Origin of the sequence: Desulfobotulus pelophilus, from assembly GCF_026155325.1 — a bacterium.
In the GTDB taxonomy this organism is placed as follows: domain Bacteria; phylum Desulfobacterota; class Desulfobacteria; order Desulfobacterales; family ASO4-4; genus Desulfobotulus; species Desulfobotulus pelophilus.
Genome location: NZ_JAPFPW010000008.1, coordinates 101,702 through 124,446 on the forward strand (window position 1 = coordinate 101,702; position 22,745 = coordinate 124,446).

Consider the following 22,745-nt stretch of genomic DNA (forward strand, 5'->3'; position numbering starts at 1 on the left):
GTCAGGTCTGTTTTCCTGATTTCCGGAACTCCGCCGCATCCTGATGCGGCGGTTTTTCTTTCGGCCTGGCAGATCAGACATTTCAGGGAAAATGGTTGTTTTCAATGACAAAGAAAAAAGAGACAAAACCGGCGGCAAAAAAGCCCCGTTCTTCGGGCAGCGGTAAAAAAAGCGGGAAATCCAGCCCTTCAGGGGGCAAAAAAAAGACGGCTGCTCCCAGAAAAGAGGTGAATCAGGGCCCCATGGCCCTTTTGATTCTTCTGGTTCTGGTGCTGGGTATCGGTGTGGCAGCCCACCTGTATTTTCAGCCTTCCGGCACGATATTGCGGGTAACGGAGAAAAAGAGTGTCCCTTCTTCCGCAGCGGTTCGTACCCATAAAGAACCTTCTGTCAGTAAACCGGTTGCTCCGACACGGGCGGAGGTGAAGGCCAGGGCATCAGAACCGCAAGCCCTTCCCCCTGCCCTGCCTGTGCAGCCGCTTCCTCAGAAAGAACATACGATACCTAAATACGAAGTGTTTCCAGGAAAGGAGGCCGAAAGAAAGAGGCCTGAGATTCCGCGGGAAAAGTTGCCGGAAAAACCGGTGATCGCCATTATCATCGATGATATCGGTTATGACCGGGCCATTGCCGAAGAGTTGATGGCTCTCGATATCCCTCTGACCTTTTCCGTTTTGCCCCACAGTCCTTACGGGGTGCGCATTGCCAACAGGGTGCATGAAAAAGGCCATGAGGTGATGCTGCATCTTCCCATGGAACCTGTGGAGTATCCACGTATCAATCCCGGTCCGGGCGGACTGCTTTTGGCCATGGAGCCCGATGAGCTTCTGGGTATTCTTGACGTGAACCTGGCGGCCATTCCCCATATCCGGGGGGTTAACAACCATATGGGATCCGGTCTGACCCAGTCTGAGTCCCACATCAATCAGATTTTTACCATCTTGAAAAAAAAGGATCTTTTTTTTATTGACAGTCGGACAGCCGCCAAGAGCCGTTGCCGTTCTGCGGCCAGGCTTTTTCAGCTACCCTTTGCGGAAAGGGATGTCTTTCTGGATCATATACAGCATAAAGATGCGGTGGACAGGGAACTGAGCCGTCTTTTCAGAATTGCGGATAAACACGGTAGTGCCCTGGGTATAGGCCATCCCCACAGGGTAACTCTGGAAGGACTGCGGAAAAGGCTTCCGGAAGCAAGGGAAAAATATTCCTTTGTCTATGCCTCGGATATGGTCTCGCTTGTGGAATAAAGGATGAAGAGATGAAACACACACCCATACGTCAAGTTCTTTCTTCTGAAACCAGCCTGCCGGATATCTGTGTCATGGGTTGGGTTCGCACCCGCAGAACGGGGAGGGACGTTTCCTTCCTCGAAATCAATGACGGATCCTGCCTTGCCAGCCTGCAGGTGGTGGTGGATGCAGGCCTTCCCTTTCATGGGGATGTTGCCCGCATCACAACGGGTAGCGGCCTGGCGGTGACCGGAGATCTCATTCCTTCTCCGGCCAGCGGTCAGGCTTTTGAACTGAAAGCCCGGGAAATTCATGTTTTTCAGAAGGCTCCGGAATCCTACCCCCTGCAAAAAAAGCGTCACAGCGATGAATTTTTGCGCTCCATTGCCCACATAAGACCACGAACCAATAAATATGGAGCCATGTTCCGTATCCGTTCGGAGCTGGCCTTTGCTACCCACCATTATTATAGAGAAAAAGGTTTCCACTTTCTTCATGCTCCCATTCTTACGGGGTCTGACTGTGAAGGTGCGGGTGAACTGTTTTCCGTGGTTACGGAGGAAAAGGGGCAGGAGTTTTTCGGCAGACCGGCCCATCTCTCCGTCTCCGGCCAGCTTTCCGCAGAGATGTTTGCCCTGGCTTTGGGCAGAGTATACACCTTTGGTCCAACTTTTCGGGCTGAGAACTCCCATACTTCCCGCCATGCTGCGGAGTTCTGGATGGTGGAGCCGGAAATGGCCTTTGCAGATCTTGGAGATGCCATGGATCTTGCCGAAGAATACCTGAAGTTTCTGGTGGTATGGCTTCGGGAGAACGGCCGGGAAGATCTCGAATTGTTTACGCGTTTTGTGGATAAGGATCTTGCTGGTGTGCTGGAATGCATACAGAAGGAACGTTTTGCCCGTGTTTCCTATACCGAAGCCGTTGACATGCTGCTTCACAGCGGAAAGACCTTTGAGTTTCCCGTGGCCTGGGGGAAGGATCTTCAATCCGAGCATGAGCGTTTTCTGGCAGAAAGTCTTTTTAGGAAACCAGTTATTCTTTATGATTATCCAAAGGAAATCAAGCCTTTTTATATGCGCTTAAATGATGATGGCAAAACCGTTGCTGCCATGGATTTGCTGGTTCCCCGCATCGGTGAGCTCATGGGGGGTAGTCAGCGGGAAGAACGGGAAGATGTGCTGTATGAACGAATGACGGCTCAGGGGCTTTCGGCTGAAAAGTACGGCTGGTATCTGGAGTCCAGGCGCTGGGGATCGGTGCCCCATGCGGGGTTTGGTATGGGATTTGAGCGACTTCTCATGCTGGTGACAGGGGTAGGCAATATACGGGATGTGATTCCCTTTCCCCGGACGCCGGGGAACATAGATTTCTGATTCTGCTCTCAGTCTTTTATGGGATAAGGGTGCAGGCCCTTCCTCCTTCCATGGGGGAAAGGGCCTGACACCGGATTTAGAGGCTGTGGTTTTCGGGGAGGATTTCTATCCAGTAGCCATCAGGGTCTGCGATAAAGTAAATACCCATTTCCGTATTTTCAAAAACCACACATCCCATTTCTTTGTGTCTGGCAAGGGCAGCCCCGTAGTCTCTGGTTGCCAGGGCCAGATGGATTTCGTTATCTCCGAGATGATAGGGTTCCTTTCTGTCCCGTAGCCATGTAAGTTCGAGCTGGAAGGGGCTTTTACCATCGCCCAGATACACCAGTTGAAAGCTTCCGTCTTCCGGTTCATAGCTTCTTACAATTTCAAGATCGAGGGCTTTTTTATAAAAATCAAGGCTTTTTTTGAGGTCAAAAACCGTGAGATTAGCGTGGAGCCAGGTAAAGGCACCCATGGGATATCTCCTTTGTCGCGGGTTATGGTTATAGAAAGACTCTTTTGCAAGCCTGTTTTCTTGTAGTATTTCCGGAAAAATAAGTCAAAGATCTTGTCTTTTTAGGTGTTTGTATTTAGTGTTTTTGATTTTAGGGAGGAATGATTCAGCCTGTTTTTCATATGGCAACAGTTCTTATCCATAATGGAATGGGACAGGCAGGGAGGCTATGGGCTTTCCGTTATTCAGGAAGCCGGTATGTTTTCTCCATAAGACAAAAAATCTGGTTACTTGGGACTCGGACAGCATCACTTTCGGAAAGCTGCCATAGCAGGATCTGCCGGTATCTGGCCGGAACTCGTTTTCAAAAAATACCTGTTTGAAAGTAAACTATGATAAACCATGCACACTAGCCGATTTGCGGCAAGGACTCATGATGATTTGGCAAGAGGAGAAAAAACGTATGCCCGAGGTTTCCACAGGAGCGTTCGTTATTCCCCGCACAAGAGGGTGGCGACAATATGCCATGGTGGTGCTGGCATTTGTTTTTCTGCTGGCTTCCTGTGCGACAAAAACCCCGGACCCTGAACCTTCTGTACGGCCTGCCGGGCAGCGGCCCTACAAGGTGTTCGGAAAGTGGTACTATCCCATTCCTGATGCAGCGGGATACCGTGAGAAGGGGCTTGCTTCCTGGTACGGGCCGAAGTTTCATGGCCGAACCACGGCCAATGGGGAGCGGTATAACATGCATGCCATGACGGCAGCCCATAAAACCTTGCCCTTTGGCACGCTGGTTGAAGTGACCAATCTTGACAATCAGAAGAAGGTGCGGGTTCGTATCAATGACCGGGGACCCTTTGTGCAGGGTCGGATCATTGATCTTTCCAATGCGGCTGCCAAAGCCATTGGCCTTGATGTCAAAGGAGTGGGACCCGTGGAAGTCCGGGCTCTGGCATCGGATAAAAAAGGTGTACCGGATTTGAAGAAAGGCCGTTTTTCGGTTCAGGTTGGTGCCTTCAGCCAGAAGGAAAATGCGGACCGCCTTGCCCGGGATCTGACGAATCAGGGTCACAGGGCTGATGTGATGACCCATGACAGGGGAGACGCGGTTTTTTTCAGGGTGCGGGTGCATGGGTTCACGGATCTGGCGGAAGCCCGAAGGGCGGAGGACCGTTTCCGGAAAGGCGGATATCCGGGCGCCATGGTGGTGGCAGAGTGAAGGTAGCCGGGTATCAGAGAAAAGAAGGCGCAGGGGTTGTGTTTTTGGACAGGGATGGTGTCATCAACGAGGATTCACCGAATTATATTCGAAGCGTGCAGGCTTTCCGGTTTATTCCGGGGAGTGCGGAGGCCATCGGTCGCCTTTCTTTAGCTGGCATGGATATCATGCTGGTAACCAATCAGTCCGTAATTCACCGGGGCCTTGTGACGAAAGAAGGGCTGAACCTTATTTTTGATCACCTGCGGCAGGGTTTGGTGGAGTTTGGGGGCCGGGTGAAGGCTGTTTTTTATTGTCCCCACCGTCCCGATGAGAACTGTTCCTGCAGGAAACCCCGGCCGGGTCTTTTTTTCAGGGCAGAGACAGAATATGGGGTGGATCTGGCAGCCAGTATCATGGTTGGTGACAGCGCTAAGGATATGGAGGCGGCCAGGGCTGCCGGTGTGGGTATCCTGATTCTCGTGCGGACGGGTAACGGAAGAAGGGATCTTCCGATACTCATGGAAAGAGGCCTTGGGCCGGATTATGTGGCAGAGAATCTTGCAGGAGCTGTGGACTGGATTCTCAAGGATGGCAGACTGCCGTCGGAATGATGCCGTTACCGTCCTCTCAGCAGGCAGAATGCATCCAATGGTTATCATACAATGATTGTTTTGCAGGGAAGACTGGATACCATTCGTTTTGCAAACCCGGAAAACGGCTACACCGTGGCCCGTTTTACGCCGGATGGGTACCAGGCTGAAATAACGGCCGTGGGTATTCTGGCTGGGGTGCGTGCCGGTGAAACCCTGCGTATGGAAGGGGAGTGGGAAAAGCATGCCAAATTCGGAGAACAGTTCCGCGTAGCCGTTTTTGAGGTGCTGCTTCCGGATACGGCCCGGGGTATCCGCCGATATCTTGCCTCCGGAGTGATTCAGGGTGTGGGAGCTGCCATGGCGGAAAAGCTGGTGGCTTATTTCGGAACCCATACGCTGGAGGTGCTGGACAGCAGCCCCGAAAGGCTGGCGGAAGTTCCGGGTATCGGAAAAGCCAAAGCCCGCACCATTAAAGAGTCCTGGAAATCCTACCACGCTATCCGTACCCTTATGGCCCTGATGACAAAAATAGGTGCCTCTCCTTCCGCCGGAGCAAAGATTCTTCATGCCTACGGAACCGAAGCCCTGAATCTGGTACAGGAAGATCCTTACCGCATTTGCCGTGACATCCCTGAGGTTCCCTTTGAGGTGGCGGATCGTCTGGGGCTGGCTTCGGGCCTGGAAAAGGAATCTCTGCCCAGGCTCCGTGCCGGTGTGCTGCATGTGCTGGAGAAAGCAGGCTATGCCGGTCATGTTTTTCTGCCGGAAAAGGATTTACTGGTACGGTCCCTGCGTCTTCTGGGGGGAAGCAGAGAGAAGGTGGCAGAGGCCCTCCTGAATCTGGAGGAGGAAAAGGTGATTGTGGCTGAAGAGGGCGAGGATCGGCGCCATATTTACCTTGCGGAAATGTTCGGAGCAGAGGCTGGAATTGGTGCCAGACTTTCTGCCATGCTCAGCTTGGGAACGTCTTTCGATACCCGCACGGACATTACGTCCCTTGAGCTGTCCGTTGTAAAGGGTCTGGCCATCCGTCTTTCCGAAGAGCAGCTGACCACCCTTTCCCGCTTGCTGGAAAACCGGGTTGCCATTCTGACGGGGGGGCCGGGAACGGGTAAAACGACCCTGATCCGAAGTGTGTGCGCAGTGATGGGAGAGCGGGGAGCCAGAATTCTTCTGGCAGCGCCCACGGGCAGGGCGGCCAGAAGACTTTCCGATGTCACGGGGCGCAAAGCCCAGACTCTCCATCGCCTTCTGAAGTACAATCAGCTGGAGGGTCGGTTTGAGATGAACACGGATCATCCCCTGGATGTGGACCTGCTCATTGTGGATGAGGCCTCCATGGTGGATATTCTTCTCATGTATCATCTTCTCTGTGCCGTTCCCATCACAGCCCGTCTTCTTTTTGTGGGTGATGTTTCCCAGTTGCCATCCGTGGGGCCGGGTAATGTTCTGGGTGATATGATGGCTTCCGGCCGCATTCCTTCCTTTGTTCTGACAACCATTTTTCGCCAGGCTGCGGAAAGTCCCATCATTCTCAATGCCCACCTTGTGAATCAGGGGAGGATGCCGGAGTTTCTGGTGGCAGAAGATGGCTCTCTGTCGGAATTCTACTTTATTCGCCAGAGTTGCCCGGAAAAGGTTGTGCACACCATTATCACCCTCTGCAGCCAGCGAATACCGGAGCGTTTCGGTTTTGATCCCCTGAAGGAGGTGCAGGTTCTCACGCCCATGCACAGGGGAGAGGTGGGAACCCTGTATCTGAATCAGGTGCTGCAGAATGCTTTAAATCCCCTGACCGGGGATCGGAAAAAGCAGCTTGGTTTTTTCCGGGTGGGCGATAAGGTTATTCATTTAAAAAACAATTATAAAAAAGAAGTGTTTAACGGAGATATCGGGCAGGTATGCGACATTGAGGAGGAGGGTCAGGTTCTGGTTGTGGACTACAGTGAGGGAGAGGGAGACCGGCAGGTGAGTTATTCCCTTGAAGAACTGGATGAACTGGCTCTTGCCTATGCCATTAGTGTGCATAAGTCTCAGGGCTCGGAATATCCCGTTGTCATCATTCCTCTGATGCTGGAGCATGCTCCCCTTCTCCAGCGGAATCTCGTGTATACGGCCATGACCCGTGGGAAACGGCTGGTGATTTTTGTGGGCATGTCCCAGGCACTGGATATGGCCATCCGCAATGACCGGCCCACTCGGAGATTTTCAGATCTTGCCAGGCGTCTGGACAGTCTTATGACTCCGCCCGGAGGCTTTCCGTTACGTCAAGAAAAGCCCGGATGATTTCAGCTGTAATGCCCCAGATCATTCCCTCCGGGGTGAACCAGAAAAGAACGGGATGACGCATGCCGCCCCAGGGACGGGAATAATGTTCGGGAAGCCCCAGTTCTGCAGCGGGGAGAAGGGTTTCCCTCTGACCATTTTTCTTTTCCACCACAGGATGGGCCATGATCTGTATGGTGTGGATTTCAGGGGCGTGGCTGGCAAACCAGGCAAGGGGCATACTGAAGACGCTGGCGACCTCCTGAGGGTTGGGCTGGAGTTCCTGAAGGTTTTTCACTTGCACGCGGGCCACTACCGGGGCTACGGTAAGGCCCATGACGGTGAGGAGAATATCCATACGCCCCAGAATTTCTATCTGATTGGCAGGTATGCCCAGCTCTTCAACGGTTTCCCTTACGGCGGTGTGACAGGGATCAGAATCTCCTGGGTCCATCATTCCACCGGGAAAGCAGACTTCACCCGCCTGGCGGATGCCATCGGCCCTTTTTTCAAAGAGCAGGTGGACACCGTCCTCCATGGCTACAAGGGGAAGGAGTACGGCCGTATTTCTGTAGCGAGCTCCGTAATGGAAACCGGGCCTTGCGGGAAGCACTGTCGTAAGTTTCTGAAAAGGGAACATGGTATGTCCTTATGTGTCTGTGGTGGATGGAAAAGAGATTGGTAACGGGCAGCATATTGACATGAAAGAAATTTTCAAGGTCATTATTCTTTTTTACGGTTTCCCCTTACCCGCCCCTTCGGCATGGATGCCCGGTTCTGTTTCCGGTAAGGCGGCATGGAGTTGGGGTTCGCTTTCGTAGGAAACCCTTTTTGAGAAGGACGGTTCCCTGTTACGGGACTGTCCACTGGTGAATGATGAATCAAGCGGGGATGATGCATGAAATCTTATTCTAAAGTACTGCTTTTATCTTTTTTGTTCTCTATGGTGACAGGGCTTGCCATGGCTGGTACGGCCTATGTAACGGATGAGCTGCAGTTCATGGTACGAACGGGAAAAAGTACGGATAACAAGATCGTTGCCATAGCCCGTTCCGGAGACAGGGTGGACGTGGGAGATACGGACGGAGACTGGACCTATGTAAAACTTCCCGGCGGGCAGGAAGGATGGATGCTGGGCCGTTTTCTGGTTCCTGATCCTCCGGGGAAGGTACGCATGGTAACCTTTGAGCGGGAGCATGAACGCCTGAAGCAGCGTTTTGCCAAGCTGGATGAAGAAGCCGTTGCCCTTCGGGAAGAAAACAGGAACTTTCAGACCCAGTTGTCAGAAACGGAAAAACGTCTGGAATCCATTAAGGGAGACCATGAAAAACTCAAGGAAGACAGTGCGGAATTTCTGGCCCTGAAGGAAGAGGCCACCCGCATGCGTTCGCTTCTGGAAGAGAGGGAGGGACTGGTACAGGAGCTGGACAGGCTTCTGCTGGAGCGGAATATCAAAATGTTTGCTCTGGGTGCCGGTGTGCTTCTCGTGGGAATGGTGCTGGGGATTTCCATGCGTAAAAAACAGAAAAGTTCTTTTTATTAATCCTGGTGGTTAACTCGAGGATTCCGGAAAGGTCTGCTTTTTCTGCCTTCAGGATTCCTTCTGGGAAGGACAGTTACGATGCGGATCCACAGTGATTTTCTGGTTCTGGGCTCAGGGGTTGCCGGTTTGATGTTTGCGCTTAAGGTGGCCGAACACGGGCAGGTGGCTGTGGTAACCAAGTCGGAAATCTCGGAAAGCAATACGGTCCGGGCGCAGGGAGGCGTGGCCTCGGTTTTTTCGGATAGGGATTCCTTTGAGTTGCATATAAAAGATACCCTGGAATCCGGGGCTGGGCTCTGTGATCCTGAGGTGACGGATATGGTGGTTCGCAACGGGCCGGAACGCATCCGTGAACTGATGGATATGGGCGTTCAATTCAGCCAGACCGACGGAGATCATCTGGATCTGGGGCGGGAAGGCGGCCACTCAGAGAAACGTATTGTGCATGCTCTGGATATGACGGGCTGGGAAATTGAGTCCGTTCTTGTGGCAAGGGTGAAGTCCCACCCCAGAATTCGGGTATATGAACATCATATAGCCATTGATTTTCTGACCCACGCCAGGGGGATTCGGAGGGGCCTTGTGGTCACCAGCCATGAGGAACGTTGCTGCGGTGCCTATGTGCTGGATATTGCCTCGGACAGGGTCTGCACCTTCACGGCTGCCGTCACCCTTCTGGCCACAGGCGGAGCCGGTAAGGTTTACCCGTATACCAGCAATCCGGATGTGGCCACAGGGGATGGTGTGGCCATGGCCTATCGTGCCGGGGCTTCCGTTGCCAACCTGGAGTTTGTGCAGTTTCATCCCACCTGTTTGTATCATCCGGAAGCCAAAAATTTTTTGATTTCGGAAGCTGTGCGTGGAGAAGGCGGCATTTTGCGTAATGCCAGAGGCGAAGCCTTTATGGAGCGCTATTCGCCCCTGAAGGATCTTGCTTGCAGGGATGTGGTGGCCAGAGCCATCGATACGGAACTTAAACGAACAGGTGACAGCTCGGCCTTTTTGGACATTAGCCACAGGGATGAAGACTTTGTCCGCAGGCGTTTCCCCAATCTCTACGCCCGTTGTATGAATTTTGGTATTGATATGACAAACGATCCCATTCCGGTGGTGCCTGCTGCCCATTATATGTGCGGCGGTGTGGCAACGGATCTTTCGGGACGGACGGATATTTCCTGCCTGTATGCCGTGGGAGAAACCGCCTGTACGGGGCTTCACGGTGCCAACCGTCTGGCCAGCAATTCCCTTTTGGAAGCCCTTGTATATGCCCACAGGGCAGCGGAAAATGCCATAGCAGGATATGGGGGGCAGCCCCTTCCGGAGGATTTGCCCGATTGGGATGAAATGGGCACCACAGACAGTGACGAGGCTGTGATGGTGGCCCATAACTGGGATGAAATCCGTATGTTCATGTGGAATTATGTGGGCATCGTACGATCGGACAAGCGACTGGCAAGGGCAAGGCGGAGAATTGATAACATACAGAGGGAAATACAGGAATATTACTGGAATTTCCGTGTGACATCAGATCTGATTGAGCTGCGCAACATTGCCCTTGTGGCGGAACTGATCATTCGTAGTGCCCAGCGCCGTAAGGAAAGCCGGGGGCTGCATTTTTCCATCGATTTTCCTGATCGGGATGATAAAAAATGGGGGCAGAATACGGTTCTGAAACGAAGCAGCCGAACATGAGGCAGATAGTTTTTAGCCAGTTTCCCGCAGGCATGGATAGGGCCAAATGACATAGGCGGATTGATTCCAGAATCTTTTTCCGGTTTTTTGCCCGGCGCTCAAGCCCGGAAAAGGGGTGGCCACCGGCAGGTATGGCCAGCTTGAATGCCGCACAGGCTTATGCTATGGGCGGTTTCTGCCCCGTATAGAGGGTGGCTACCCCCAGAGTGAATGGTCGGAAGGCTACATTTTGAAACCCTCTGCTTTGGATTTTCTCTGCAAAGTCCGAAGGGCCTGGAAAGGCCATGACAGAGTCCGGAAGATAGGTGTAGGCAAAATTGCTGGAGAACAGCCCGCCGATAAGGGGCAGAATGCGTTTAAAATAGAGCAGATACAGTTTTCTGAGGGGGCCTTCAGGGGGAGTGGCCAGCTCCAGTACCGCGAGCCTTCCGGCGGGTTTCAGGCAACGATAAAATTCGTCCAGAGCTTTTTCTCTGTCCTGAATGTTTCGGATACCAAAGGCAATGGTAATGGCATCAAAGCTGTTTTCTTCAAAGGGCAGGTGCAGGGCATTGGCCGGCTTGAGTTCGATGGAAGCTCCCATCCCGCAGACCCTGATTTTTTCCCGACCGATTTCCAGCATCTTTTCGGAAAAGTCCACGCCAGTAACCCATGCTCTGGGGTGCTGGCGGATTACTTCCATTGCCACATCCCCAGTACCGCAGGCCACATCCAGTACCCTGCCCTTTTCCGGCAGCTGGAGGGAACGGACGGCTCTGCGTCGCCACAGGGTGTCCTGGCGGAGACTTAAGAGCCGGTTCAGGAAATCGTACCGGGGTGCAATGGCATCGAACATACTCTGTACAAAGGGAATTTCTTTATTTTTCATTGACAAGACCGTCACAGGTATTAGTTTTGCGTCGTTGTTTATAAATAGAAGAAAACAGGAATAAGGGACTATCACATTCCTTGGGTATATGCAAAATAAACGGATCCGGGACTGTACCGGTGCAACAAATGGGTAGGTTATGGCGGAAAAACGGGATTATTATGAGGTTCTCGGCGTCAGCCGGGATGCGGATGCGGACAGTATTAAAAAAAGTTACCGCAAACTGGCCATGAAATATCATCCGGATAAAAATCCGGGGGATAAAAAGGCGGAAGACCGATTCAAAGAAGCATCGGAAGCCTATGCGGTGCTTTCCGATGAGGAGAAGCGGCGTATTTATGACCAGTATGGTCACAGAGGCCTTGAAAATTCCGGTTTTTCCGGAGCCGGTGGTTTTGAGGATATTTTTTCTAATTTCGGGGATATTTTTGAAGATTTTTTCGGATTTGGCGGACGCAGGGGCGGTGGTCAGCGTAGCCGAAGGGGGTCGGATCTCCGCTATGATCTGGAGATAGATTTTACCGAAGCGGCTTTTGGTTCCGAAAGGGAGCTGGAGTTTGAAAAGCTGGAAAATTGTGAAGGCTGTGATGGGGACGGTTGCGAGCCGGGTTCCGGCCCTGAAGTCTGCCCCCATTGTCGGGGAACGGGTCAGTATGCCCAGACGCAGGGCTTTTTCACCGTGCGCAGTACCTGTCCTTATTGTAAGGGGGCCGGTAAAATTATACGCAACCCCTGTGCCAGATGCCATGGGCGTGGCCGCATGCCGGCAAAGAAAAAGGTCTCCGTTCGGATTCCAGCAGGTGTGGACAATGGCTCCCGGCTGAGACTGACGGGAGAAGGAGAGCCCGGACCCGATGGTGGCCCCAAAGGCGATCTCTATGTTTTTATCCATGTGAAATCCCATAAGCTTTTTCAGAGAGAAGGCAGTGATATTATCTGCTTTGTGGATATTTCCATGGTTCAGGCAGCCTTGGGGGATACCATCAGCGTGGAAACCCTTGAAGGAGAAAAAGAGCTGGAAATTCCAAAGGGAACCCAGTATGGAGATACCTTCCGTCTGAAAGGTCAGGGGATGCCTTCCCTTCGTACGGGGCAGAGGGGAGATCAGATCATTCAGGTGCATGTAAAAACCCCGAGCCATGTGAATAAAAAGCAGGAAAAGCTCCTGAGGGAGTTTGCCAAACTGGATGAGGAAAAGTTCACCAATAAGCTGAAAAATCTATTCAAGGGCCTTTGATATGTATGAGCTTCGGGTAAGGGGAGACTTTGCCGCAGCACACCAGCTTCATAATGTGACGGAGAAATGTGAGAATCTCCATGGTCATAATTTTGAGGTGGAAGCTGCTGTGGAAGGAAACGAACTGGGCGAAGCCCATGTTCTCATGGATTTCGGCTTGCTCAAACAATACGTACGGGAAATTCTTGCATCCCTTGATCACTGTTTTTTAAATGAACATCCTGCTTTTGCCGGGAAAAATGCTTCTTCTGAAAACATCGCCCGTTTTATTGCAGACAAGCTTGCCGAGCGTCTTCTCCCCCTTGGGGAGGGAGTACGGGTCCGCAGGGTTCGGGTTTGGGAGTCTGCCAGGGCCAGTGCTGCTTATTATCCGTAAAGAGCTTGAGCACTCCTTAAGTCAATAATAGTAACCATTGCCGATTAAAAAGCGCCGGTTCATTAGGTCATAATGAGCCGGCGCTTTTTGTGTTTTTTGTCAGGGGTTTGACCCGTTGAGAATTATTTTTGTTGGCACAATGATTTTTGTTGTTTCAAAAAAGTATTGACCGGCTTTATTTTTCGGTGATAATAAAATTTATTTTTCTGAAGGGTAAGAAATGCTTTTGCAAGCTGTTATTCTGCCACAGGAGAAAGTTGTTCTACAGGTCTGATGACTCTATGTCTGGCTGCTTCTGAAAAAAGGGAACGGACATTGGCCGATCAGGTTTTTTTGTCCGTAGCTGGCGGGAAAAGCGGAATGCCGGACCGCACAGCATCAGGACAGGCCCGGTAAGAATGCTGACCGGATGCCGGTTGACGGGAGAGCCTTGGTTTTGAAAACATCTCAAGATACCATTGCAAAGCAGGAAGGCTGTGGGGTGGAAGGAGATATCCGTTGCCGCCGTTGCAGGAGGCTGCTGATGAAAGGGCTGGTTATTAAAGTGGAAGTGAAATGCCCGAAATGCGGTTCCCTGCAGCTGTTTGGCAGCCGGCCGGAATGCGGTATGGGGGGATAAGCTTCTTTTTTTTTCGGTTTTCCTGAAGAAGACCGGTCCCCTGAGGTATGTAGAGGCTGAAGCCCTGCTGTTCCTGCTAAACTGAATGCTCAGTGAGCATGCGTTCCCCAGAGCGTTCCGAACGCCTTTTTTTATCAATGAAGAGGATTTCAAATCCCGTAAGACCCGGCGGTTATCTGTCTGTACTCACTGAGGCGGCAGAATGCCCGCAGATATGTGGCAAGGTCTTCGGGAATGTTATTTTCGTCCTCCTCTCCCCTTTTCCTTTCCCTTTCTGTCCATTCTGATTCCCATGACTGCGGGCTTTACACCGACTCCGGAGACTATTTTCAGGCGGAAGGAGAAAGGAATCATCATGGGAAAAGGGAAGAAACATCTGCGCAGCACAGCACTGATGTCCGTTTTATTGTTTGCTTTTCAGGGCGCAAAGGCCGCCGAAGACGAGCACCATATGGGGCAGGTGGTTGTCACGGCATCGGGTTTTGAGCAGAAAATTACGGATGCGCCAGCCAGCATTTCCGTCATTACAAGGGAAGAGCTGTCCATGCGGCCCTATATTTCCCTGCTGGATGCGGTGCGGGACATAGAAGGCGTTGATGTGGGCGAGACAACGGACAAGACCGGTCAGGGAACCATCAGTATTCGTGGTATGGGAGCCGCCTATACTCTGGTTCTCATTGACGGCAGGCGACAGAATAATGTGGGGGATCTTTACCCGAACAACTTTGGGGGAAATCAGTTCAACCATATTCCTCCCCTGGACATGATTGAAAGGATCGAGGTGATCCGGGGTCCCATGTCCACCCTTTACGGAGCCGATGCCCTGGGAGGGGTCATCAATATTATTACCCGTAAGGTATCAGACCGGTGGACCGGCTCCTATACCCACACCAGAACCTTTGAGCTGGATTCGGATTTTGGGGATGACAGCACCACGGATTTTATGATGATGGGTCCCCTTGTCAAGGATAAGCTGGGGCTGAGCCTGCGGGGCAGTCTTTATGAGCGGGATGCCTCCAGCCCTTCCTATGATCCGGCAACGGATCCGTCCGGAGTTGTGCACGAACGAACCCTTGGTTTCGGCGGTGGTGGGCGGACCGTGGATAATACCAACTGGAATGCAGGTATTCGGCTCACCTATACACCGGATGAGCGCCATGACATTATTGCTGATATCGATACCTCCCGTCAGAAATATGCCAATGGCGAAGGACAGCTGGGTACGCTGGATGATTACGGAAGCATTCTCAGGGCGTCCAACAACGGCATTGTCCAGCCCCGGGTCGGCTATGCCGATGATCAGCGTTTTGAACGGGATCAGTGGGCCCTCACCCACGTAGGCCGGTGGGGGGCGGTTCGCAGTGAGGTGTCTGTCTCGGCCGTAAACACCAGCAATCTCGGTCGATCCCTTCCCTTTACCGTTTCGGAAAGGGCCGAACTGCAGGACTTGTGGGATGCCGCCTGTGTGGCTTCCGGCGGCAGTGGCGGGTGTTCTCCCGCCAGCATGGGGCTGAACAACAACTGGAATGAAGAACAAAAACTGAAGGTGATGGAAGGGCTTCTCACCGCCGATGAGATGGCAAAGCTGAAATCCTTTCTGCCCAGGGACCGGCGTACCATGGAAACCCGGCAGCGTACTCTCGACGCCAAAATGGACATGATGATGGGTAACCACATGCTGGTTTTCGGCGGGCAGTATGTGGATGCGGAAATGGAAGACGGTGTGTTTGGTATGTACGGGGATGGCTACCGTTCCGGCCAGACTCAGGATCACCGTCAGTGGGCCTTTTTTCTGGAAGACAGCTGGCGTATGGGCAGTCTGTTCACTCTGGTGGGGGGTATTCGTTACGATGACCACAACATGTACGGCGGCCAGCTGAGTCCCCGTCTCTATGGGGTTTTGGATCTTGCCTCAAGCTGGACCCTGAAGGGTGGTGTGAGTACGGGCTATAAAACCCCCACTACGGATCAGCTTTTTCCCGGTATCACAGGCTTTACAGCGCAGGGGGTCAATCCCACCGTGGGCAATCCTGATCTGGAGCCGGAAAAAAGTGTGAACAGTGAGGTGGCTGTTTATTATACCAGTCCTTTGGGGCATAGCTTCAATGTGACGGCTTTTTATAATCGGTTCAAAGATAAAATTGCCAGGGGAGATGCGGTGCCCAACTGTGAGGTGGCAGCTCCGGGTGAGCACTGTGTGAATGTGGGGGAAGGCTGGGCAGATCTTGGCTACACAAGCTTTACCCAGACCCATAACATCGACAGGGCCGATATTCAGGGGCTGGAGCTGGCCGGGCGTTATCAGATCACCGAAGACATGCTTTTAAAGGCAAATTATACCTACACGGATTCCGAGCAGAAAAGCGGTGCCGAGAAAGGCCGCCCCCTCACGGGTACGGCAGAGCATATGGTTAACGCGAGCTTTGACTGGCGTCTGCTGACGGATCTCAGTGTTTTCTTCGGCATGGAGATGCGTTCGAAGCGCTATCGTGGCTGGGATACGGAGGCGGATAAGGCCCGGTACTGGGAGGATTATGAAATTTATCATGTGGGTGGCGTTTATAAACTGAACGAATATGCCACCCTCACGGCAAGGGTGAATAACCTCTTTGACCGTGATTTTACAGCCTACAGAACGGACTTCACCCAGAATCCGGACGGCAGCTATACGGCTTCCTATACGGATGATTATAATATTAAGGCCAAGGCCCGGAATGTCTGGGTAAGCCTCAACATCGTTTTTTAAAGAGAAAGAAAAAGGCTGATAGCCCGGTACGGGAGCAGATTCCGGTGCCGGGTTTTTTTGTTTGCTTTCGAAAAAAGTCTTATTCCTTGAATACTTTGATATGGTTGGAGAATTATCATGTACCTTAGAAAAACTTTACGAAGGTTTACTTTCCAGTTGCACTGGTTTTTCGGTATTACGGCTGGTGTGATTCTTATGATCGTCGGGGTCACGGGTGGTCTCCTTTCCTTTGAAAGGGAGATTCTTGCCCTCATCAATCCCGGTGTGATGCGAGTATCTCCGGTGGCAGGCATGGAAAAACTCTCGCCCGAAGCCCAGCTTGAGAAGATTCAGGAAAGGGCCCCCGGTCGAAGGATCAATGGCCTGACCTTCCATGCGGACCCGAGGAATGCCCATCAGGTGAGTCTGGCCAGCACGGACCCTGCCATGCGCAGGGGAGAAACTCTTTTTGTGGACCCTTATACGGGGGCCTTTCCGGGAGATGTCCGTGGGGAAAGTTTTTTCCGGACTGTGCAGCACCTCCATCGCTGGCTTTTGACCAATGAGCTGTTCGGGGACAGGAATATAGGCAAGCAGATTGTGGGTGCCAGCACGGTGCTGCTGATGGTTCTCTGTATCAGTGGCCTCTATCTTCGCTGGCCGAGGAAGGTGTTCAGCCTGAAGCGCTGGCTGACCTTCCGCGTGAAGCAGAAAGGCAGAAAATTTCTTTGGAACTCCCATGCGGTTCTGGGTACCTGGGCGCTTCTCTTTTTTCTTCTTGCCTCTGTCACAGGCCTTTACTGGTCTTATAACTGGTACAGGGAGATGCTGCACAGTGTGAGCGGAGTTCCCATGCCCGTGAGGATGGCGCCAGCCCCTTCCCCTGCTGAGAACACCCAGACCACGGCCGGAGCGGAGAGGCGGCGGGGAGAAGGGAGAGGAGAGCGCAGCCGTAGTCCGGGAGAGGGGGCCGGCCAGGCAGGGGAGGTGCAGGAAGTCATGACAGAGAAAGGGCTCAATGAACTATGGGCCCTTTTTCTGCAAGAGAGCGGTGGTGACTACAGTCAGGCCATGGTCCGTTTCCCCCAGAATCCGGGTCAGGCTCTTATGGTCATGTATCAGGATGCAAAGCCTTCCCATGAAAGGGCTTTCAACCGCATGGAGATCGATCCTGTGACCGGAGCGGTGTTGAATCATGACCGTTACCGGGACCGGCCTTTGAATGTGCGGCTGATGAGCAGCATGCTGCCCCTGCATTCCGGCAGTTATTTTGGGCTTCCCGGTAAAGTTCTCATGTTTCTTGCCAGTATAGGAATGCCTTTTTTCAGCATTACGGGCTGGATGTTGTATCTGGACCGACGGAAGAGACGAAAAAGAAAGGAAGAATCAGCAGAAGTTTTCGGTATTCAGACACCCGGAACCCATCACGGCTGATCAGGTTTTTTTATCCGCACTCCGGCACCTAAGTCCAAAAAAGCGGCTGGTTTTTCAGGGCCGTTTGCAGCTTGCGTGCCGGACCGGAACGACAGCAATGTCACTCACAAACAGCCTGGGAGCCTTATGGTCCAGCTATAAGGAGCCAGGGGTCGGAATTTCAGTATAAAGTGTATGGAATTGTTGCGGAAAACTTTACGCAAGTTTACTTTCCAGCGGCCTGGGTTTTTTAGTATTCGATCTGGCATGATGCAAGGGTACAGATTCCGGATACGGATCAGAATGTCTATGTTTTTCCCCGGTAAGGGGAGGGCTTTTTTGACGAACCATCTGAACGGGACAGAGCATGAAACAGGCGGAGAGAACGGGGAGGAGAAAACGAGGGCTGGCTGGATGGATGCTGTTTAGCTGTATGATTGCCCTTGTTGCGGGCAGTGCGGCCTGGCATTTTTTCGTAAGGAACGGTGGAGAAGGGATTTCATGGGCTACCGCTGCCGTTCAGCGGGGAAGCATTGAAGATCTGGTTGCGGCAACGGGTGTGCTGCAGCCCAGAAACTATGTGGATGTGGGTGCTCAGGTTTCCGGACAGCTGCAGCGCATAGGGGTTGAAGTGGGGGATTTTGTCAAAGAGGGAGAACTGCTGGCGGAGATTGATCCCACCCTCTTTGTGGCAAAAGTGGATGCCAGCCGTGCCCAGCTACGGTATCAGAAGGCTCAGTTGCAGGATAGAAAAGCCCAGCTGCAGCAGGCCGTCAATCAGCATGAGCGGCAGAAGAATCTTATGGCCGAAGGGGCTACCACCCTTGAAGCAGCTCAGAATGCGGAAACATCCCTTCTTTCCGCAGAGGCTCAGGTTGCCATGCTCCTTGCCCAGATTGAACAGACCGAATCCACCCTGCGGGCGGATGAAGCCAGCCTTGGGTATGCCCGTATTTATGCACCCATGGATGGAACGGTGGTTTCCATTTCTGCCCGTCAGGGCCAGACCCTCAATGCCAGCCAGCAGGCTCCCACCATTCTGCGCATTGCGGATCTTTCCACCATGACCGTGGAGACAAGGGTGTCCGAAGCGGATATCGGCAGGCTGTTTATGGGAATGGATGTGTATTTCACCACCCTTGGCAGCCAGAACCGGCGCTGGAGGGGAAAACTGAAGCGCATTGAACCCACTCCCGTGGTGGAAAACAATGTGGTGCTCTATAATGCCCTCTTTGATGTGGAGAACAGCGGTGGAGAACTCTTTACCCAGATGACAGCCCAGGTCTTTTTTGTGGTGGCGGCCGCTGCGAATACCCTTGTCATACCGCAGTCTGCCCTGATGGCAGGAGAGCCCGGACAGGAGCGCATGGCCCCGGGGGGGGGAAGGGGACGGAGGCCTGAGACTCCGGGTGAAAGGCCGGAAAAAGGCGCCAGAGCAGAGGTAAAAATGGCCCGTGTCCGGGTGCTGGGCAGCAACGGAGTGGCAGAAATCCGGGAAGTGCGGACGGGAGTCAGCAACCGGGTGCAGGTGCAGGTTCTTTCCGGATTGGAAGAAGGGGAAAAAGTGATAACGGGTCAGCTTCTCGCCGGTCAGAGATCCCCTGCCCGTACGGAGGGTGGTATGCCCGGAATGCCGAGGATGCGATGAACACAGCCGCCGAACCTCTTCTGGAGCTGAAGGGCGTCACCAGGGTGTATCGCAGTGGTGACATGGATGTGGAAGTGCTCCATGGCATTGATCTGACAATATATCCCGGCGAGTTTGTGGCCATCATGGGCAGTTCCGGATCCGGTAAATCCACCCTGATGAACATCCTCGGCTGTCTGGACCGGCCCACCAAGGGAGAATACCTCTTCATGGGCAAGGACGTGTCCCGCATGGACAATGGGGAGCTGGCCCGGATGCGGCGGGAGGAATTCGGTTTTGTTTTTCAGAGCTACAATCTCATTGCCACGGCCAGTGCCAGGGATAATGTGGCCGTACCGGCGGTGTATGCGGGCATGAAATCCCGTGACAGAAAGGAAAGGGCTGCCCACCTTCTGGAGGAGCTGGGAATGGGAGACCGCCTGTTTCACAGACCGACCCAGCTTTCCGGCGGTCAGCAGCAGCGGGTGTCCATTGCCCGTGCTCTGATGAACGGTGGTCGTATTCTGCTGGCGGACGAGCCCACAGGAGCTCTGGACAGTCGTAACGGAGCAGAGGTCATGCGTCTTCTGGGCGAGCTTTCGGAACGGGGCCATACCCTGATTCTCATTACCCATGAAAAGGAAGTGGCCGCCCATGCCCATCGCATCATTGAGATCCGTGACGGTCATATTCTTTCGGATCCCGGCTCCGTGCCCGGAGCCGCAGCCATGCCGGAGAGGGTTATCAGTGGTGAAGAAAGCTCTTTTTTGTCAGAACTTGCGGAAGCAACCCTCACAGCGCTGCGTTCCCTGAAAAGCAATATTTTCCGGACCATTCTCACCCTTCTGGGTATTGTCATCGGTGTGGCTTCCGTCATTGCCCTGATGGGTATCGGTGATGGTGCAAGGCAGGCTGTGGTGGAGCGGATCAGTTCCATGGGCAGCAACCTGCTCACCGTACGGCCGGGGGCTCCCAACATGCGGGGCCGGGGGGATATTGCCACACTGGTATGGGATGATGTCCGTGCCATTGGCGAGCTGGACAATGTGCTGGCCGCCGTGCCGGAACAGTCCGGCTCCGTGACCCTGCGGTATGGCCGTATGGATCACAGGGCGGAAATCAACGGAACCTCATGGAACTATGTGGTGGCAAGAACCTGGAGTCCTTCCGTCGGCACCTTTTTTACGGCGGAAGACGAGGCGGCCTATGCCACCGTTGCCGTGCTGGGCCAGACCGTTGCCGAGGCCCTTTTCCCCGGTGCCGATCCTTTGGGGGAATATATACTCATCAACAGTATCCCCTTTCAGGTAACCGGGGTGATGGCGCCCATGGGGGCCGGTTTTGGTGGCAGGGATCAGGATGATGTGGTTTTTGTACCGTATACCACGGGCAGCCTGAGGATTACGGGGCAGCGACATCTGCGGAATATCACAGTGGCGGTAAAGGATGTGAAACGAATGGATGAAACCCAGAATGCGGTACATGCCCTTCTCCTTGCCCGCCACGGTGTGGAAGATTTCCAGATCCGGAACATGGCTTCTCTCATTGAGTCCGTTTCCGAAACCCAGAACACCCTGACCATTCTGCTGGCTTCCATTGCCGCCATTTCCCTTCTGGTGGGCGGCATCGGTGTGATGAACATTATGCTGGTCAGTGTGACGGAGCGGACCCGTGAAATCGGTATCCGCATGGCCACAGGGGCCAGAATGCGGAATATCATGCAGCAGTTTCTCATTGAGGCGCTGGTGGTTTCCACCATGGGAGGACTCATCGGCGTGGGTGCGGGCCTTGGCGTGGCGGCTGTGATTGCGGCTCTGGGTACGCCCGTTCAGTATACCTCCGCACCGGTACTGCTGGCCTTTGGCTGCGCCTTTGCAACGGGTCTTGTTTTCGGATATCTCCCTGCCCGCAAGGCAGCAGGGCTGGATCCGGTTGTGGCACTGGCTTCGGAATGATACGGGAAAAGAATCCATGAATAGCATGAAAGAAAGACTGTTTATCCGGCTCCATACGGGAGCTGGCCCATATCGTAGAGGGGCTTTGCTCCTTGGCGGGTTCAGCCTGTGGCAAAAGCCTTTTGTCCCCTTTTTGTTTTCTGCGTTTTTCTGTCTTCTGGTTTTTTGTACAGGATGTGCGCTCAAAGACCCGGAGGCTCTGGAATCTCCCCCTGTCCTGCCGGAAAACTGGTCTGCAGGTATGGTTATGGATGGGGAGCTGCCGGAGAATGACTGGTGGCGCAGTTTCCGGTCAAGGGGGCTGGAAGGGCTTCTGGAGGAGGCCCTTTCCGCCTCTCCGGATATGACCATGGCTGTGGAGCGGGTGATTCAGGCGGAAAGCCAGCTTCGCATCACCGGAGCCTCCCTCTTCCCTTCCCTGAACCTCAGCGGTGGAAGTTCATGGCGCAGAAACTGGGCTTCCGGAGGTAAAACGGCTTCCTCAGAATCCACAAACCTTTCCATGGGAGCCAGCTATGAGGTGGATGTCTGGGGAAAGGTTGCCGCTGACATGCGCGCTTCCGGTGCCCTTCTCCATATGGCCGAATATGACCGGGATGCTGTTCGCTTAAGCCTCATGGCAGGAGTGGCCTCCGGATATTTTCAGGTGCTGGCCCTGGAGGAGCGTCTGCAGATCAGCCGCAGCAATCTGGTCATTGCCAGAAGGGTACTGGCCTTTGTGGAGTCCCGGCACAGGCACGGCAGTGCGACGGAACTGGATCTGAAGCGGCAGCAGTCTGCGGTGCTGAGTCAGGAATCCACCCTTTTATCCCTGGAAGAGCAGTACCGTCAGCAGCGTTCCGCCCTTGCCATTCTGGTGGGGCGTCAGCCCCAGTCCTTTGATCCGGGTACGGAGGCATTCCGCGAAATAATCATTCCGCAGGTGACGGCCTACATGCCATCGGAGCTTCTTCTGCGCAGGCCGGATATTGCAAGGGGCGAGGCCCAGCTGGCGGCATCGGCGGCCAGTGTAACCATTGCAAAGACGGCCTTTCTGCCTTCTTTCCAGCTTTCCGGTTCCGGAGGGCTGGCCAGTACGGCCCTTGTATCCCTTGCCAGTCCCGATGGCAGTCTGAGCCTTTCCGCCGCCATTGCCCAGACAATTTTTGACGGCGGACGCCGGAAAAATCAGGTTGCCGCAGCCGAATCCCGGCTCAGGGAGCAGGTGGAAAGCTATCGGAAAAGTATTCTTACGGCTTTAAAGGAAGTGGAAGACGGACTGAACCGGGCGGATTTTTCCGGTCGTCAGATGTCTTTGCAGCAAGCCATAGAGGAGAAGGCGGCCCGGAGCCTCGTGCTGGCGGAGCTGCGCTACCGGGAAGGTGCGGATGACCTGTTGACCCTGCTGGATGCCCAGCGCAGTCTTTTTCAGGCCAAGGATCAGATGGTACAGCTCCGGCTGGCAAGTCTGGATGCGGCACTGGATCTTTATAAGGTACTGGGCGGCGGGTGGGAGAGGAGGGGCTGAACGGCAGGCTACAGTTTTTGGCTCATCACATCCCTTAAGGCATTGAGGGATTTATCAGGAGCTTTAAAAAGCCTGTCCGATTT

Annotated in this window: 19 protein-coding genes; 16 read left to right on the forward strand and 3 right to left on the reverse strand. The window is 53.5% G+C overall.

Annotated elements, in window-relative coordinates:
* The first annotated feature begins 104 nt into the window (after positions 1-104).
* Both OOT00_RS08505 and asnS read left to right on the forward strand, forming a co-directional pair.
* Entirely contained in the window at positions 105-1,247 is a 1,143-nt protein-coding gene (locus OOT00_RS08505) for a divergent polysaccharide deacetylase family protein (RefSeq protein WP_265424898.1), read from the forward strand.
* Between the two features lie 11 nt (positions 1,248-1,258).
* A complete protein-coding gene (asnS, locus tag OOT00_RS08510) occupies positions 1,259-2,605 on the forward strand; it encodes an asparagine--tRNA ligase (RefSeq protein ID WP_265424899.1) in 1,347 nt (448 codons plus the stop codon).
* Between the two features lie 76 nt (positions 2,606-2,681).
* Here asnS and OOT00_RS08515 read toward each other — a convergent pair whose 3' ends face one another.
* A complete protein-coding gene (locus OOT00_RS08515; RefSeq protein ID WP_265424901.1) occupies positions 2,682-3,062 on the reverse strand; it encodes a VOC family protein in 381 nt (126 codons plus the stop codon).
* A gap of 442 nt (positions 3,063-3,504) precedes the next feature.
* Between OOT00_RS08515 and OOT00_RS16220 the strand changes: the two genes are divergently transcribed.
* Genes OOT00_RS16220 through recD2 form a run of 3 tightly spaced genes read left to right on the forward strand, consistent with a single transcriptional unit; the run spans position 3,505 to position 7,121 of the window.
* Entirely contained in the window at positions 3,505-4,260 is a 756-nt protein-coding gene (locus tag OOT00_RS16220) for a septal ring lytic transglycosylase RlpA family protein (RefSeq protein ID WP_303649925.1), read from the forward strand.
* Positions 4,257-4,853: a D-glycero-beta-D-manno-heptose 1,7-bisphosphate 7-phosphatase gene (gene gmhB / locus OOT00_RS08530; RefSeq protein ID WP_265424902.1), complete on the forward strand. Its 597-nt coding sequence runs from the start codon at positions 4,257-4,259 to the stop codon at positions 4,851-4,853. Before OOT00_RS16220 ends, gmhB begins: the two co-directional genes overlap by 4 nt.
* A 51-nt stretch (positions 4,854-4,904) precedes the next feature.
* The gene (gene recD2, locus OOT00_RS08535) at positions 4,905-7,121 is read left to right on the forward strand and encodes an SF1B family DNA helicase RecD2 (RefSeq protein ID WP_265424904.1); all 2,217 of its coding nucleotides are present in this window, start codon (positions 4,905-4,907) and stop codon (positions 7,119-7,121) included.
* Here the strand turns inward: recD2 and OOT00_RS08540 are convergent.
* Complete coding sequence (locus OOT00_RS08540; protein ID WP_265424905.1) at positions 7,072-7,740, reverse strand: NUDIX hydrolase; 669 nt, start codon at positions 7,738-7,740, stop codon at positions 7,072-7,074. The two genes, recD2 and OOT00_RS08540, sit on opposite strands and share 50 nt — an antisense overlap.
* On the opposite strand from OOT00_RS08540, the gene OOT00_RS08545 reads away from it, so the two are divergent.
* From OOT00_RS08545 to nadB, 3 genes are all read left to right on the forward strand, one after another.
* A complete protein-coding gene (locus OOT00_RS08545) occupies positions 7,739-7,921 on the forward strand; it encodes a hypothetical protein (protein ID WP_265424906.1) in 183 nt (60 codons plus the stop codon). The genes OOT00_RS08540 and OOT00_RS08545 overlap by 2 nt on opposite strands.
* Before the next feature lie 77 nt (positions 7,922-7,998).
* Entirely contained in the window at positions 7,999-8,643 is a 645-nt protein-coding gene (locus tag OOT00_RS08550; protein WP_265424908.1) for a TIGR04211 family SH3 domain-containing protein, read from the forward strand.
* Positions 8,644-8,721: 78 nt separating this feature from the next.
* Positions 8,722-10,335: an L-aspartate oxidase gene (nadB, locus tag OOT00_RS08555; protein ID WP_265424910.1), complete on the forward strand. Its 1,614-nt coding sequence runs from the start codon at positions 8,722-8,724 to the stop codon at positions 10,333-10,335.
* Between the two features lie 157 nt (positions 10,336-10,492).
* Here nadB and ubiE read toward each other — a convergent pair whose 3' ends face one another.
* The gene (ubiE, locus tag OOT00_RS08560; RefSeq protein ID WP_265424912.1) at positions 10,493-11,203 is read right to left on the reverse strand and encodes a bifunctional demethylmenaquinone methyltransferase/2-methoxy-6-polyprenyl-1,4-benzoquinol methylase UbiE; all 711 of its coding nucleotides are present in this window, start codon (positions 11,201-11,203) and stop codon (positions 10,493-10,495) included.
* Between the two features lie 139 nt (positions 11,204-11,342).
* Between ubiE and dnaJ the strand changes: the two genes are divergently transcribed.
* From dnaJ to OOT00_RS08600, 8 genes are all read left to right on the forward strand, one after another.
* The gene (dnaJ, locus tag OOT00_RS08565) at positions 11,343-12,440 is read left to right on the forward strand and encodes a molecular chaperone DnaJ (RefSeq protein ID WP_265424914.1); all 1,098 of its coding nucleotides are present in this window, start codon (positions 11,343-11,345) and stop codon (positions 12,438-12,440) included.
* A 1-nt stretch (position 12,441) separates the two neighbouring features.
* Positions 12,442-12,816: a 6-carboxytetrahydropterin synthase QueD gene (gene queD / locus OOT00_RS08570; protein WP_265424916.1), complete on the forward strand. Its 375-nt coding sequence runs from the start codon at positions 12,442-12,444 to the stop codon at positions 12,814-12,816.
* A 436-nt stretch (positions 12,817-13,252) separates the two neighbouring features.
* Positions 13,253-13,435 (forward strand): Com family DNA-binding transcriptional regulator, encoded by a 183-nt coding sequence (locus OOT00_RS08575; RefSeq protein ID WP_265424917.1) that lies wholly within the window; start codon positions 13,253-13,255, stop codon positions 13,433-13,435.
* Between the two features lie 355 nt (positions 13,436-13,790).
* Positions 13,791-16,181, forward strand: a complete 2,391-nt coding sequence (locus OOT00_RS08580; protein ID WP_265424918.1) for a TonB-dependent receptor domain-containing protein — start codon at positions 13,791-13,793, stop codon at positions 16,179-16,181.
* Between the two features lie 117 nt (positions 16,182-16,298).
* Positions 16,299-17,594 (forward strand): PepSY-associated TM helix domain-containing protein, encoded by a 1,296-nt coding sequence (locus tag OOT00_RS08585; RefSeq protein ID WP_265424920.1) that lies wholly within the window; start codon positions 16,299-16,301, stop codon positions 17,592-17,594.
* A gap of 346 nt (positions 17,595-17,940) precedes the next feature.
* Complete coding sequence (locus OOT00_RS08590) at positions 17,941-19,221, forward strand: efflux RND transporter periplasmic adaptor subunit (RefSeq protein ID WP_265424922.1); 1,281 nt, start codon at positions 17,941-17,943, stop codon at positions 19,219-19,221.
* Positions 19,218-21,155 carry a MacB family efflux pump subunit gene (locus tag OOT00_RS08595; RefSeq protein WP_265424923.1) on the forward strand — a complete coding sequence of 646 codons (1,938 nt, stop codon included), beginning with the start codon at positions 19,218-19,220 and terminating at the stop codon, positions 21,153-21,155. The genes OOT00_RS08590 and OOT00_RS08595 overlap by 4 nt, the downstream gene beginning before the upstream one ends.
* A 16-nt stretch (positions 21,156-21,171) precedes the next feature.
* On the forward strand, positions 21,172-22,662 hold the full coding sequence (locus OOT00_RS08600) for an efflux transporter outer membrane subunit (RefSeq protein WP_265424924.1): 1,491 nt from the start codon (positions 21,172-21,174) through the stop codon (positions 22,660-22,662).
* The last annotated feature ends 83 nt before the right edge of the window (positions 22,663-22,745 follow it).

What these genes read in the sequence shown, in the direction of transcription:
- ubiE (WP_265424912.1), bottom strand. Translation starts at nt 11,203, where the DNA reads ATGAAAAATAAAGAAATTCCCTTTGTACAGAGTATGTTCGATGCCATT.
- OOT00_RS08515 (WP_265424901.1), bottom strand. Translation starts at nt 3,062, where the DNA reads ATGGGTGCCTTTACCTGGCTCCACGCTAATCTCACGGTTTTTGACCTC.
- OOT00_RS08540 (WP_265424905.1), bottom strand. Translation starts at nt 7,740, where the DNA reads ATGTTCCCTTTTCAGAAACTTACGACAGTGCTTCCCGCAAGGCCCGGT.
- OOT00_RS08580 (WP_265424918.1), top strand. Translation starts at nt 13,791, where the DNA reads ATGGGAAAAGGGAAGAAACATCTGCGCAGCACAGCACTGATGTCCGTT.
- OOT00_RS08595 (WP_265424923.1), top strand. Translation starts at nt 19,218, where the DNA reads ATGAACACAGCCGCCGAACCTCTTCTGGAGCTGAAGGGCGTCACCAGG.
- OOT00_RS16220 (WP_303649925.1), top strand. Translation starts at nt 3,505, where the DNA reads ATGCCCGAGGTTTCCACAGGAGCGTTCGTTATTCCCCGCACAAGAGGG.
- queD (WP_265424916.1), top strand. Translation starts at nt 12,442, where the DNA reads ATGTATGAGCTTCGGGTAAGGGGAGACTTTGCCGCAGCACACCAGCTT.
- OOT00_RS08585 (WP_265424920.1), top strand. Translation starts at nt 16,299, where the DNA reads ATGTACCTTAGAAAAACTTTACGAAGGTTTACTTTCCAGTTGCACTGG.
- asnS (WP_265424899.1), top strand. Translation starts at nt 1,259, where the DNA reads ATGAAACACACACCCATACGTCAAGTTCTTTCTTCTGAAACCAGCCTG.
- recD2 (WP_265424904.1), top strand. Translation starts at nt 4,905, where the DNA reads ATGATTGTTTTGCAGGGAAGACTGGATACCATTCGTTTTGCAAACCCG.
- dnaJ (WP_265424914.1), top strand. Translation starts at nt 11,343, where the DNA reads ATGGCGGAAAAACGGGATTATTATGAGGTTCTCGGCGTCAGCCGGGAT.
- nadB (WP_265424910.1), top strand. Translation starts at nt 8,722, where the DNA reads ATGCGGATCCACAGTGATTTTCTGGTTCTGGGCTCAGGGGTTGCCGGT.
- OOT00_RS08550 (WP_265424908.1), top strand. Translation starts at nt 7,999, where the DNA reads ATGAAATCTTATTCTAAAGTACTGCTTTTATCTTTTTTGTTCTCTATG.
- OOT00_RS08505 (WP_265424898.1), top strand. Translation starts at nt 105, where the DNA reads ATGACAAAGAAAAAAGAGACAAAACCGGCGGCAAAAAAGCCCCGTTCT.
- OOT00_RS08600 (WP_265424924.1), top strand. Translation starts at nt 21,172, where the DNA reads ATGAATAGCATGAAAGAAAGACTGTTTATCCGGCTCCATACGGGAGCT.
- OOT00_RS08590 (WP_265424922.1), top strand. Translation starts at nt 17,941, where the DNA reads ATGAAACAGGCGGAGAGAACGGGGAGGAGAAAACGAGGGCTGGCTGGA.
- OOT00_RS08545 (WP_265424906.1), top strand. Translation starts at nt 7,739, where the DNA reads ATGGTATGTCCTTATGTGTCTGTGGTGGATGGAAAAGAGATTGGTAAC.